The sequence below is a fragment of the Bacillus shivajii genome, assembly GCF_020519665.1.
Lineage (GTDB): Bacteria > Bacillota > Bacilli > Bacillales > Salisediminibacteriaceae > Bacillus_CA > Bacillus_CA shivajii.
Window position 1 is genome coordinate 627,858 of sequence record NZ_CP084703.1, and the last position, 13,545, is coordinate 641,402.

Below are 13,545 nucleotides of genomic sequence, written 5' to 3' on the forward strand. Positions count from 1 at the left end.
TATATCTTTTTGTAAAAATAACAACTACAATAATTGAGATAACAGAAGTATAATGTAGGAATTGTACGAATAGTAATGTAAAATAACCCTAATCGACTTATATGACGAACAGTCAAGTTATAAGGTTTATATTGCTGTTTTTTTGCTTGATTTATGTAGGGAGGGAGAAAAATGATAGACTTCATTTTAGAAAATGCTGTAGGGATGCTTGCGATTATTTTAGTTATTAATATCGTCTACGTAACACTATTTACAGTTCGAATGATCTTTACTTTGAAAGGACAACGTTATTCGGCAGCTATAGTAAGTATCGTTGAAATTATTGTATATATTATCGGTTTAGGCCTCGTTTTAGACAATTTAGACCGAATTGAGAATTTAATCGCATATGCGTTAGGTTATGCAACTGGAGTTCTTGTTGGAATTAAGATTGAAGAGAAGCTCGCTTTAGGTTATATTACAGTTAATGTGATAACAAAAGAATATGAACCAGATATCCCGAATGCGCTCCGTGATAAAGGATACGGCGTAACAAACTGGGTTGCATACGGGCGTGAAGGGGAGCGTCTCATGATGGAGATCTTAACATCAAGGAAGTCCGAATATGATTTGTATACGACCGTGAAAAATATGGATCCGAACGCATTTATTATCTCGCATGAAACGAAGGCATTCTTCGGCGGATTCTGGGTGAAAGGAGTACGCAGGTAACTGTTTATGGCAAAAAAACAAAAGAAAAACGATCAACCAAAAAAGCAAAAGTTTTATGTTGAAGATGGAGAAACGATTGATGCTTGTCTTGAACGTATGAAAAAAGCAGGCTATATGCCCGTGCGACGGATGGAAGAACCAATTTTGCAGGAAGTTACGAAAAATGGAAAGACAGAAGTCGAAGTGGCAAAACAACAAATCGTTTTTGAAGGAAAGATACAAAATTAATGAACACAGTAGGGCGCAATATGCGATTACTACTGTGTTTTTTTATACTATCAGAGTTTATAAAATTTCGGCTGATAGTATAACCGCAACTAAGGCTTACTTCCACAGGAGGTGGTGGCTTCGGTGTTGATCACAGGACGTGATCGACTTTAGCCGAAGTTCCTTATTGGGCTTGCACTAAAGCATAAGAGCTTCTAAGTAAGCACACTTCGCTTGCTCGTCGCAGCTCGAAGGGATTTCGAAGAAGCCGTTGCTCGGTGCTCCTGCGGTTACTCGTCGCAGCTCGAAGGGATTTCGAAGAAGTCGTTGCTCGGTGCTCCTGCGGTTACTCGTCGCAGGTGAAGAGTACTAAGAATCTCTTTAATGATACGCCAAGTTTTGTTTAAAATGTTTGAAACGGAGGTAGTAAGAATCGGCGAGCTTGAAGAAATTAAGGGGAGGGTGAAATCAAGGAAGAGATGAAGAAATCAGGAGAGTGATGAACAAAAGTATAAAACGCAAGTAAATCATAAAACTCGCAAGTAAAAGATTAAACTCGCAAGTAAACCGATAAACAAACAAGGGCACTCCCCTATATTCATATCCGTACCCACGCCATACATAAATTGTCCGCCTTATAAAAACAAATGTGAACGTGTATTTAAGTCGGAGCAAAGATCCTCGGTCAAAACACGAACATTAAATAAAATTACTACTAAAACGTTCGAAAAACAGTTGACTTCTGTCTTTTTTATTTGATATGATAAACTCAACAAAACAATTAAATAATACCTCATATAATATTGGGAATATGGCCCGAAAGTTTCTACCTGATGACCGTAAATCATCGGACTATGAGGGAGACGGCGCGACGAATGTTTAGGTCTGTGTATTTAATAATAAGTACAGAGATGTTTCGTCAATGATAGATTGTTAGTTTTGCGTGTTCGTTTGTCCCCTCATGTGGCCAAATGGACACGTTTTTTTATGTCATCAGGATCGGAAAAGGGAGCCAAAAAGCCATCTAAACTTTATATTACTCAAAAAAAGCAGGACTGATGTTATTAAAGGAGGGGATCAAATGACCGTGAAAGTTGGTGTCATTATGGGATCGACGTCAGATTGGGAGACGATGAAACATACGGTACATACATTAGATGAGTTAGGGATCGGTTATGAAAAGAAAGTTGTCTCGGCACATCGTACACCTGATTACATGTTTGATTATGCAGAGACTGCGAGAGAGAGAGGGTTACACGTTATCATCGCTGGAGCGGGAGGAGCTGCACATTTACCTGGAATGGTTGCAGCGAAAACGACATTGCCAGTTATCGGTGTTCCTGTCCAATCAAAAGCCCTTGATGGAATGGACTCTCTTCTTTCAATCGTGCAAATGCCAGCGGGGGTCCCTGTAGCCACAGTGGCGATCGGCAAAGCTGGGGCAATCAATGCCGCACTTTTAGCCGCACAACAGCTTTCTGTCCATGATGAAGCAGTGGACGATGCACTTGAAAAGCGTCGTCAAGCCAAACGTGAAGAAGTTCTAGAAAGAAGTGAACTACTATGAGGGAACGCTGGATCGAACCTGGGAAAACGATCGGTATTTTAGGCGGAGGACAGCTAGGGCGGATGATGGCGATTTCAGCAAGACAAATGGGCTACAACATTGCGGTACTCGATCCGACACCTAATTCTCCATGTGGTCAAGTCGCTGATGATCAAGTCGAAGCAGCATATGATGACTTATCAGGTGCAGAAAAGCTCGCACAAATGTGTGACGTATTAACGTACGAGTTTGAAAACATTGACTCAGAGACAGCCACTTGGCTAGAAAAGCAGATGTATTTGCCACAAGGTGGCGACCTCCTTTCAATTACACAAGATCGAAATGAAGAAAAGAGAGCGATTACGTCTTTTGATGTGCCAGTCGTTCCTTATAAAAAAGTGAATACATATGAAGAGGTGCAAAATGCCTCATCAAGTCTTGGTACACCTGTAGTTTTAAAGACAACAAGAGGTGGTTATGACGGGAAAGGCCAAATGGTAATTCGAGAAGAAAGTGAAATAGATAGAGCATGGGAACAATTAAAGGGGAAGGGACCGTTTGTTTTAGAGGCGTGGCTTCCGTTTGAAAAAGAAATATCAGTGATTGTAACTAGGAGTGTGCATGGAGAAATGACGACTTTTCCAGTTGCAGAAAACATTCACGTCAATAACATTCTTCATCAAACGATCGTCCCCGCCCGTATATCAAAAGATATTGAGAGGAAAGCATTGCAAATTGCCGAGCACCTAGCAAATTCTTTTCACCTCATCGGTACCCTTGCAGTCGAGATGTTCGTCACAAAAGACGGTGATGTTTACGTCAATGAATTAGCACCGCGACCTCACAATTCTGGGCACTTTTCAATTGATGCTTGCCAAACGAGTCAATTTTCCCAACATATTCGTGCAGTTTGTGGTTGGCCATTAGGAAAGACAGATTTACTTAAACCTGCAGTCATGGTTAATATATTAGGAGAGCATGTACCAAATGTAATGACACATATTCGTGACCTTAAAGGCGCTCATCTTCATTTATACGGAAAAAAAGAAGCGAAAAAAGGGCGAAAGATGGGGCATGTGACAGTGCTAGCTGACGATATTGAAGAAGCATTAAACAAAATTGAAGCATCGCCGATTTGGCATGACAACAGAGACTTTTAGGAGGAAATAAGATGATTGAACGTTACACACGCCCAGAGATGGGGCAAATTTGGACGGAAGAAAACAGGTTTCAAGCATGGTTGGAAGTAGAAATTCAAGCATGTGAAGCATGGGCTGAGTTAGGAGATATTCCAAAGGAAGACGTGAAAAAAATTCGGGAAAATGCGTCTTTTGATGTTGAAAGAATTAAAGAAATTGAAGCAGAAACGCGTCATGATGTTGTTGCTTTTACAAGAGCCGTTTCTGAAACGTTAGGTGACGAAAGGAAGTGGGTGCACTACGGATTAACATCGACTGACGTTGTTGATACAGCACTTTCTTACTTACTAAAACAAGCAAACGAAATTTTAGAAAAAGACTTAGTTACTTTCATCGATATTTTAAAAGAGAAAGCAAAAGAGCATAAAATGACTGTTATGATGGGGCGTACCCATGGTGTGCACGCAGAACCGACAACGTTCGGCTTAAAACTTGCTCTTTGGTATGAAGAAATGAAACGAAATTTAGAGAGGTTCCGTCAAGCAGCTGCAGGTGTTCGTTTCGGAAAAATTTCGGGTGCAGTTGGCACATATGCAAACATTGATCCGTTCGTTGAAAAGTATGTTTGTGAAGGGCTTGGACTAGAAGCAGCTCCAGTTTCAACACAAACATTACAACGCGACCGCCATGCTCATTACATCGCAACAGTTTCTTTAATCGCATCTTCCATCGAAAAAATGGCTGTTGAGATTCGCGGATTGCAAAAAAGTGAAACGAGAGAAGTTGAAGAGTTTTTCGCAAAAGGGCAAAAAGGATCGTCTGCAATGCCGCATAAACGTAATCCGATCGGCTCGGAGAACATGACGGGACTTGCACGAGTGCTAAGAGGTCATGTGATGACAGCATATGAAAATATCGCCCTTTGGCATGAACGTGATATCTCTCATTCATCAGCTGAGCGAATCATCTTGCCTGATGCAACGATCACATTAAATTATATGCTCAACCGTTTCGGCAATATCGTGAAAAACTTAACGGTATTCCCAGAAAACATGAAACGTAATATGGACCGTACATACGGCTTAATTTACTCTCAACGAGTTCTACTTTCGTTAATTGATAAAGGAATGGCTCGTGAAGAAGCGTATGACCTTGTTCAGCCTAAAGCGATGGAAGCTTGGGAGAAGGGCATCCAATTTAGAGAACTAGTTGAAGCTGACGCAAGAATTACTGAAAAATTAACTCCCGCAGAAATTGATGACTGCTTTGACTACAACCACCACTTAAAGCATGTCGAAACAATTTTTGAACGAGTTGGCTTAAACGAATAATAAAAGAAATCACAGCAGGAGCTTTATAACAAAAAATAATCAGAGGGATTACCTCCCTTTGTAGGGATAATATTGCCAATATTCCGAAAACAAGGAGTGTTCACCATGGAAAAAAGAACGATGCTTTACGAAGGGAAAGCGAAGCGAATCTACGAAACGTCGGAAGAAAATATCTTGTTCATCGAATACAAAGATGATGCAACAGCTTTTAACGGTGAAAAAAAGGATGTCCTAACTGGAAAAGGGGTTTTCAATAACGAAATTAGTAGCCTGCTCTTTTCAAAGTTACACAGTTTAGGAGTACAAAGTCATTTCGTTAAGCGCCTTTCAGCAAATGAACAGCTCGTAAAAAAGGTTGAGATCATTCCGATAGAGGTCGTTGTAAGAAACATCGCTGCTGGAAGTTTATTGAAACGACTTGGGGTAGAACGTGGCCAAACGTTTGAAAAACCAATCGTTGAATTTTACTTAAAAGACGATGATCTAGGTGATCCACTGATAAATATTGACCATATCCATGCTTTAAAGCTCGCAACTAAAGAAGAGGTAGACAAAATGCGTGATGTTGCTATCCATGTTAATGACTTATTAATCGACCTCTTCAAAGAGGTTGATATTCAATTAGTCGATTTTAAACTTGAATTCGGACGTGACACAAAAGGAAGCGTTCTGCTAGCAGATGAGATCTCACCAGACACTTGTAGGTTATGGGATATACACACAGGAGAATCATTTGATAAAGATTTGTTTCGCTTTCAACTCGGGAGCTTACAAGAAGGTTATGAAACGATTTTACAACGATTAGGAGGAGACATAACATGTACGAAGTAAAAGTATACGTGACGTTAAAAGAAGGAGTTCTAGATCCACAAGGGACAGCGGTGAAGAATTCATTAGACCACCTTGGGTTTGAGGGAATAGAAGAGGTTCGCATTGGAAAAGTCATGACATTGATGATAGATGAAACAGCACAATCAGTGAATGAGCAAGTAGAGGCAATGTGTGAAAAATTGCTAGCTAATCCAGTAATTGAAGATTATCGCTATGAAATAAAGGAGAGTGCTCGCTCATGAGGTTTGCTGTCATCGTCTTTCCAGGCTCAAATTGTGATATCGACATGTACCATGCAATGAAGGATGAACTAGGAGCAGACGTTGAGTTCGTGACTCATGATCAAGAGAACTTAGATTCATTCGATGGTATTTTACTACCGGGAGGATTCTCTTACGGAGATTATCTTCGGTCTGGGGCGATTGCTCAGTTTTCTCCGATTATGAAAGCAGTCGTTGAAGCAGCAGAAGTAGGTAAGCCTGTCCTCGGTGTGTGCAATGGATTTCAAGTTTTACTAGAAGTCGGCCTGCTTCCTGGAGCAATGAGAAGAAACGAACAATTAAAGTTCATATGTCGTCCAGTCACACTCATCGTTGAAAACAATGAAACGATGTTTACGTCAGGATATGAAAGCAAACAAGAAATTACAATCCCAGTCGCTCATGGGGACGGGAATTATTATTGTGATGAAGAAACACTTACGAAGCTAAAACAAAATCATCAAATCGTATTTACGTATAAAGACAATATTAATGGATCGAAAAACAACATTGCAGGGATCACAAATGAAAGAGGAAATGTGCTAGGGATGATGCCTCATCCAGAACGGGCGGTCGATGAACTTCTCGGTTCTGGCGATGGATTACAACTTTTCCGATCAATATTAAAAGAGTGGAGGGAACAACATGCAATTACTTCATGAACCATCACCACAAAAAATCAAAGAAGACCATCTATTTCGTGAGATGGGCTTAACAGATTCTGAGTTTCAAATGGTTGAAGATATTTTAGGACGTCTACCGAATTATACAGAACTAGGATTATTCTCAGTCATGTGGTCAGAACATTGTAGTTATAAAAATTCGAAAGTGTTGTTAAAGAAATTCCCAACCTCTGGTGAAAAGGTATTACAAGGACCTGGAGAAGGAGCAGGCATTATCGATATTGGTGATGAGCAAGCTGTCGTATTTAAGATCGAAAGCCATAATCATCCTTCAGCAATTGAACCGTATCAAGGAGCAGCAACGGGTGTCGGTGGAATTATTCGTGATGTTTTTTCAATGGGAGCTCGTCCGGTCGCGCTATTAAACTCGTTACGATTCGGGGAGTTAACGAAGCCACGAGTGAAATATTTATTTGAAGAAGTCGTAGCAGGGATTGCAGGTTACGGAAATTGTATCGGAATACCAACTGTTGGTGGTGAAGTCCAATTTGACCCTTGTTATGAAGGGAATCCCCTAGTGAATGCGATGTGCGTTGGCTTAATCGACCATAAAGACATTCAAAAAGGGCAAGCAAAAGGTGTTGGAAACTCAGTCATCTATGTTGGCGCAAGTACAGGAAGAGATGGGATTCACGGAGCGACTTTTGCTTCTGAAGAGATTAGTGAAGAGTCGGAAGCGAAACGTCCTGCGGTGCAAGTCGGTGACCCATTTATGGAGAAGTTGCTTCTTGAAGCGTGCTTAGAAGCTACGAAAAACGATGCATTAGTCGGAATTCAAGATATGGGAGCAGCTGGGCTTACGTCTTCCTCAGCAGAAATGGCTAGTAAAGCAGGTTCAGGTATTGAAATGAATTTAGATTTAGTCCCACAACGTGAGCGGAATATGAGTGCATATGAAATGATGCTATCGGAATCACAAGAGCGAATGTTACTCGTTGTTGAAGCGGGTCGTGAAGAGGAAATGATCGAACTCTTTGAACGCTACGGACTAAAAGCGGTTGTTGTAGGAAATGTGACAGACGATCATCGCCTTCGTCTTCTTCATAACGGAGAAGTCGTTGCAGATGTGCCAGTTGATGCGTTAGCAGAAGAAGCCCCTGTTTATCATAAGCCTTCAACTGTTCCAGCTTACTTTGAAAAATTTCAGCAACAAGTTCCATATGTACCCAAAGTAAACGACATCAACCGAACATGGCATGATTTATTACGCCAACCAACAATTGCAAGTAAAGAGTGGGTTTACAACCAATACGATTATATGGTTCGAACAAATACGGTTGTGCAGCCTGGTTCAGATGCAGCTGTGCTTCGCATTCGTGAAACAGAAAAGGCACTTGCGATGACGACAGATTGTAACTCTCGTTATTTATATCTCGATCCATATGAAGGTGGAAAACTTGCGATCGCTGAAGCAGCGAGAAATATCGTATGTTCTGGAGCGAAACCCCTCGGTGTCACAGATTGCTTAAATTACGGAAGTCCTGATAAGCCGGAAATCTTTTGGCAGTTAGAAAAATCAACGGACGGCTTGAGCGAAGCGTGTGAACTTCTCGAAACACCTGTTATTGGGGGGAACGTCTCTTTATATAATGAAACGGCAAAAGGGGCGGTATATCCAACGCCAGTTATTGGGATGGTTGGTTTAATCGAACATACTGACCACATCACGCGTCAACAGTTCCAACAAGAAGGCGATCTTATTTACCTTCTCGGTGAAACAGCTGAAGACTTTGGTGGTAGCGAAATACAAAAGCTTCTTGAAGGAGACATATCAGGTCGACCTCCAAAAATTGACTTATCAGTAGAAAAAGAAAGACAAAGCCGTGTATTACATGCGATTCAGTCTGGCACTGTGCAATCCGCACATGATTTATCTGAAGGAGGTTTCCTTGTTGGGCTAGCTGAGTGTGCGTTTGGAACTGGGTTAAGTGCATCCGTTACGTTAAACGCTGACGATGTTATCACGCAATGTTTTGCTGAAACTCCTTCTCGTTATATTTTGACGGTTTCAAAAGAGGAAAGAAACATGTTCGAAAAATTCGTTCCAGAAGCAACTTGTGTCGGTGAAGTAACGAAAAGTGACGAGTTATTTGTATATAACGCAAAAGGTCAGCTTGTGACAAAAGAAAGCGTTCAAAACCTTGAAGACACATGGAGAGGTGCCATTTCATGCTTACTGAAATCAAAGGGTTAAATGAAGAGTGCGGTGTGTTCGGAGTTTGGGGGCATAAAGATGCTGTTCATATTACCTATTATGGCTTACACAGTTTACAACACCGTGGCCAAGAAGGTGCTGGGATCGTTGTAACAGATGGTGAGAAGTTGAAAGCGAAAAAAGGGCTTGGCCTTGTTAATGAAGTGTTTAATTCAGATGAAATCGACCAACTTCACGGATCAGGAGCAATTGGTCATGTTCGCTATACAACGTCTGGTGACAGTGACCTCATAAACGTTCAACCGTTAATGTTTAACTCGCAAACGGGGAGTCTTGCTCTCGCTCATAATGGGAATTTAGTCAATGCGACAGCTTTGAAGCATCATTTAGAACGACAGGGAAGTATTTTTCAAACGACATCAGATACAGAAGTATTAGCTCACCTTATAAAGCGAAGTGGTTATGAGCATCTCGAAGATAACGTGAAAAATGCGCTGACGATGGTGAAAGGCGCTTACGCATTTATGGTCATGGTTGAAGATACTTTAATGGTTGCCCTCGACCCAAATGGACTGCGACCATTATCACTCGGACGGTTAGGTGATGCGTATGTTGTCTCTTCAGAAACGTGTGCGTTTGATATTATCGGTGCGACATATGAACGGGAAGTTGAGCCAGGGGAATTACTCATTATTAATGATGAAGGGATTCGTAGTGAGCGGTTTTCACTCTCTCCGAAACGATCGATTTGTTCAATGGAATATGTTTATTTTGCTCGTCCAGATAGTAATGTCGATCAGATCAATGTTCATCATGCAAGGAAAAATCTTGGGAAGCAGCTAGCTTTCGAACACCCGGTGGAAGCCGATGTCGTTACAGGTGTACCTGATTCTAGTATATCTGCCGCGATTGGCTATGCAGAGCAAACTGGGATTCCATACGAATTAGGACTCATTAAAAACCGTTACGTAGGAAGAACGTTTATTCAGCCATCTCAAGAGCTCCGAGAACAAGGAGTGAAAATGAAGCTTTCTGCAGTACGTGGGGTGGTTGAAGGAAAGCGAGTCGTCATGGTTGATGACTCAATTGTACGCGGTACGACAAGTCGCCGTATTGTTCGTTTGTTAAAAGAGGCAGGAGCGAAGGAAGTACACGTTCGGATTAGTGCCCCGCCCATTACAAACCCATGCTTTTACGGGATTGACACATCGACGAAAGGTGAATTAATTGCAGCAACAAAAACTGTCGAGGAAATTCGCGAAGAAATCGGTGCTGATTCGTTGTCTTACTTAACGGTTGATGGTTTGAAAGCAGGAATAGGTCGGTCAAACGATATGGAAAATTGTGGGCAATGTCTTGCGTGTTTTACAGGGAGTTATCCAACTGAAATTTATCCAGAATCTGATCACCCATATGAAAAGGTTTATTGAAGGGAGTACTTCGTTATGTCAAAAGCATATGAAGCAGCCGGTGTAAATATTGAAGCGGGATATGAAGGTGTTCGTCGTATTCAAAAGCATGCAGAATCAACAAAACAGCCAGGAGTCATGGGAGCACTAGGGAGTTTCGGTGGGCTATTTGACCTTTCTGCTTTTTCGTATAAAGAGCCTGTACTAGTATCTGGAACAGACGGAGTTGGTACCAAGCTGTTGATCGCTCAAGAAATGAAGAAGTATGATACGATCGGTATTGATGCTGTAGCAATGTGTGTCAACGACGTGATCGCGCAAGGAGCAAAACCGTTGTTTTTCCTAGACTATTTAGCGCTTGGGAAAAACGATCCAACGATTGTTGAACAAATTGTTTCTGGTATTGCTGAAGGGTGTAGCCAGTCGCAGTGTGCTCTTATAGGTGGAGAAACAGCTGAAATGCCTGATTTATATGATGATAATGAATATGATGTTGCAGGTTTTACTGTTGGGATTGCAGAAAAAGAGAGTCTCATAAATTCCACATCAATTACAGCAGGAGATGTAGTCATTGGTCTTCCTTCAAGTGGGATCCATAGTAATGGATTTTCACTAGTAAGAAAGATTGTAAAAGATGAAGGGTTATCTTGGAATGACTCGTTTGATTCGAGTGGGAAAACGATTGGAGACGTTTGTTTAACACCGACGAAAATTTATGTTCAAGCATTACTGCCATTATTCGAAGAAAAGATCCTTAAAGGTGCTGCTCACATTACAGGTGGTGGCTTTTATGAAAACATTCCTCGTATGTTACCAGATCACTTAGGAGCAGATATTGACCTTGATGCGTGGGAAGTGCCAGCTATTTTTGAATGGTTAAAAGAGAAAGGCAAGCTTTCAAACGAAGATTTGTTTACGACATTTAATATGGGAATAGGCTTTGTCGTTACTGTAAAAAAAGATGATGTAGATCAGGCTTGTAAAATGTTAATGGAAGCCGGTGAGTCACCGATTGTTTTAGGAACAGTGACAGATGAAAAAGGAGTCTCTTTGAAGGGGGAACTCCAGTGATAAATATTGCAGTTTTTGCATCAGGAAGCGGCAGTAACTTTGAAGCGGTTGTTCGAGCTGAAAGAAACGGAAATATAGATGGGAATGTGAAGTTATTAGTGACTGATAATGCAAATGCTTTTGTGATTGAACGTGCTGCACCTTACAATATTCCTGTGTACAGTTTTAACCCAAAACTTTTCGATTCAAAAGAAGCATTTGAAAGAAAGATTCTAAATAAACTAGAAGAGTATGGAATTGAGCTTATTGTTTTAGCTGGTTATATGCGTCTTATTGGACCGACTTTATTGTCACATTACGAAGGAAGGATCCTAAATATTCACCCATCTTTATTACCGGCATTCCCAGGGTTGGATGCAGTCGGTCAAGCTCATGATGCAAAAGTGAAAGTGACTGGTGTGACTGTACACTTTGTCGATCATGGCATGGATACTGGTCCAATTATTACACAAGAAGCTGTTAAAATAGATGAGAGGGATTCGAAAGAAGAGGTCCAAAGACGAATACAAAGAATCGAGCATTCATTGTATCCAGCAACAATTCAATTCGTAATCGAAAAGTTAAAAAGGAGTGGAGGATAATATGAAAAAGCGTGCATTAGTCAGTGTTTCGGATAAAACAGGAATCATTCCCTTTGTACAAGATCTTGAAGACTTAGGTATAGAGGTTATTTCGACTGGCGGGACAAAGAAGGCATTACAAGAAGCGGGTGTAAAAGTCATTGGGATTGAAGAAGTAACAGGCTTCCCTGAAATTATGGATGGTCGTGTGAAAACTCTTCACCCGAGGATTCACGGGGGATTACTAGCCGTACGTGACAATGAAGAGCATTTATCAGCCTTAAAAGAACAAGGCATCGGCTTAATCGATTATGTCATTGTCAACTTGTACCCATTTCAGCAAACGATTGAAAACCCTGATTCTACATATGATGATGCGATTGAAAATATTGATATAGGTGGTCCTTCAATGATTCGTGCAGCTGCGAAAAACCACCGAGACGTTGCTGTGATCGTTGATTCAAAAGATTACCCGGTCATTTTAGAAGAATTAAAACAAAATGACGGAGAATTAACGGAAATGAGAAGACGAAAGCTTGCTGCAAAAGCATTTCGTCATACAGCCTCTTATGATGCACTTATTGCTGAATACTTAACAACACAAGTAGGAGATGAGGCGCCTGAAACGCTGACAGTCACATACAACCAAAAGCAAATGTTACGTTATGGAGAAAACCCTCATCAGCAAGCAGCTTTTTACGAAAGGCCATTAGGGAATCCAGCATCGATTGCAAATGCTGAACAGTTACATGGAAAAGAGCTCTCATACAACAACATCAATGATGCAGATGCGGCACTTGCAGTGGTAAGAGACTTTACAGATCCAGCTGTTGCAGCAATTAAGCATATGAACCCTTGTGGTGTCGGAGTTGGTGAATCGGTTTTTGAAGCATACGAAAAAGCATATGAAGCTGATCCGATTTCAATTTTTGGAGGGATTGTTGCTTCTAACAGAAAAATTGATGGTGAAACAGCTGTTAAAATGAAAGAAATCTTCCTTGAGATTATTATTGCACCTGATTTTTCTGAAGAAGCTTTAGCGATATTAACAGAAAAGAAAAACCTTCGATTATTGAAAGTAAATCTTGAGCATAATCATTCATCTGAACAACGAATTACGACGGTATCAGGTGGTGCGTTAATGCAAGAAACAGATACGTTAAGTTTTGAAGATGTTTCAGTAACAAACCCGACGAAGCGTGAGCCGTCAGAAGATGAATGGAAACAGTTGAAGATGGCCTGGAAAGTTGTTAAGCACGTAAAATCAAACGCCATTGTTTTAGGAAAAGAGGATCGAACAATTGGTATTGGGGCTGGGCAAATGAATCGTGTAGGTTCAGCGAAAATCGCAATCGAGCAAGCGGGCGAGGAAGCTAAAGGGTCGGTTATGGCGTCTGATGCATTTTTCCCAATGAGTGATACTGTAGAAACCGCTGCCAAGGCAGGTATTACAGCAATTATTCAGCCAGGTGGATCAAAGCGTGATCAAGAATCAATTGATAAAGCGGATGAATATGGGATTGCGATGGTCTTTACAGGAGTTCGTCACTTTAAACATTAATCGTCTAGCACGATTTTGATACAAGTAAATGAAAAGGGTTGTCACAGGCTCATTTGAACAACTTCAATAAGGGGAGCGGTT

The 13,545-nt window shown here is 41.0% G+C and carries 13 protein-coding genes and 1 riboswitch; all 13 genes read left to right on the plus strand.

Annotated elements, in window-relative coordinates:
• The first annotated feature begins 171 nt into the window (after nucleotides 1–171).
• The 13 genes from LGQ02_RS03070 (at nucleotide 172) to purH (ending at nucleotide 13,464) form a co-directional block, all read left to right on the plus strand.
• Nucleotides 172–711, plus strand: a complete 540-nt coding sequence (locus tag LGQ02_RS03070; protein WP_226516770.1) for a DUF2179 domain-containing protein — start codon at nucleotides 172–174, stop codon at nucleotides 709–711.
• A gap of 6 nt (nucleotides 712–717) precedes the next feature.
• A complete protein-coding gene (locus tag LGQ02_RS03075; protein WP_226516771.1) occupies nucleotides 718–939 on the plus strand; it encodes an NETI motif-containing protein in 222 nt (73 codons plus the stop codon).
• Between the two features lie 752 nt (nucleotides 940–1,691).
• Nucleotides 1,692–1,793, plus strand: a riboswitch (purine riboswitch).
• A gap of 206 nt (nucleotides 1,794–1,999) precedes the next feature.
• Nucleotides 2,000–2,485 carry a 5-(carboxyamino)imidazole ribonucleotide mutase gene (gene purE, locus LGQ02_RS03080; protein ID WP_226516772.1) on the plus strand — a complete coding sequence of 162 codons (486 nt, stop codon included), beginning with the start codon at nucleotides 2,000–2,002 and terminating at the stop codon, nucleotides 2,483–2,485.
• Nucleotides 2,482–3,624, plus strand: coding sequence for a 5-(carboxyamino)imidazole ribonucleotide synthase (purK, locus tag LGQ02_RS03085; protein ID WP_226516773.1), 1,143 nt, complete (start codon nucleotides 2,482–2,484; stop codon nucleotides 3,622–3,624). The genes purE and purK overlap by 4 nt, the downstream gene beginning before the upstream one ends.
• Nucleotides 3,625–3,635: 11 nt before the next feature.
• Entirely contained in the window at nucleotides 3,636–4,934 is a 1,299-nt protein-coding gene (gene purB / locus LGQ02_RS03090; RefSeq protein WP_226516774.1) for an adenylosuccinate lyase, read from the plus strand.
• Between the two features lie 105 nt (nucleotides 4,935–5,039).
• Nucleotides 5,040–5,765 carry a phosphoribosylaminoimidazolesuccinocarboxamide synthase gene (purC, locus tag LGQ02_RS03095; protein ID WP_226516775.1) on the plus strand — a complete coding sequence of 242 codons (726 nt, stop codon included), beginning with the start codon at nucleotides 5,040–5,042 and terminating at the stop codon, nucleotides 5,763–5,765.
• The gene (gene purS, locus LGQ02_RS03100) at nucleotides 5,753–6,007 is read left to right on the plus strand and encodes a phosphoribosylformylglycinamidine synthase subunit PurS (protein ID WP_226516776.1); all 255 of its coding nucleotides are present in this window, start codon (nucleotides 5,753–5,755) and stop codon (nucleotides 6,005–6,007) included. Before purC ends, purS begins: the two co-directional genes overlap by 13 nt.
• Nucleotides 6,004–6,687, plus strand: a complete 684-nt coding sequence (gene purQ, locus LGQ02_RS03105) for a phosphoribosylformylglycinamidine synthase subunit PurQ (protein WP_226516777.1) — start codon at nucleotides 6,004–6,006, stop codon at nucleotides 6,685–6,687. Before purS ends, purQ begins: the two co-directional genes overlap by 4 nt.
• Nucleotides 6,671–8,902, plus strand: a complete 2,232-nt coding sequence (gene purL / locus LGQ02_RS03110; RefSeq protein WP_226516778.1) for a phosphoribosylformylglycinamidine synthase subunit PurL — start codon at nucleotides 6,671–6,673, stop codon at nucleotides 8,900–8,902. The genes purQ and purL overlap by 17 nt, the downstream gene beginning before the upstream one ends.
• A complete protein-coding gene (gene purF, locus LGQ02_RS03115) occupies nucleotides 8,878–10,293 on the plus strand; it encodes an amidophosphoribosyltransferase (RefSeq protein WP_226516779.1) in 1,416 nt (471 codons plus the stop codon). The genes purL and purF overlap by 25 nt, the downstream gene beginning before the upstream one ends.
• Before the next feature lie 15 nt (nucleotides 10,294–10,308).
• The gene (gene purM / locus LGQ02_RS03120) at nucleotides 10,309–11,343 is read left to right on the plus strand and encodes a phosphoribosylformylglycinamidine cyclo-ligase (protein ID WP_226516780.1); all 1,035 of its coding nucleotides are present in this window, start codon (nucleotides 10,309–10,311) and stop codon (nucleotides 11,341–11,343) included.
• Entirely contained in the window at nucleotides 11,340–11,924 is a 585-nt protein-coding gene (purN, locus tag LGQ02_RS03125) for a phosphoribosylglycinamide formyltransferase (RefSeq protein WP_226516781.1), read from the plus strand. The genes purM and purN overlap by 4 nt, the downstream gene beginning before the upstream one ends.
• A gap of 1 nt (nucleotide 11,925) precedes the next feature.
• Entirely contained in the window at nucleotides 11,926–13,464 is a 1,539-nt protein-coding gene (gene purH / locus LGQ02_RS03130) for a bifunctional phosphoribosylaminoimidazolecarboxamide formyltransferase/IMP cyclohydrolase (protein WP_226516782.1), read from the plus strand.
• Nucleotides 13,465–13,545: the final 81 nt, after the last annotated feature.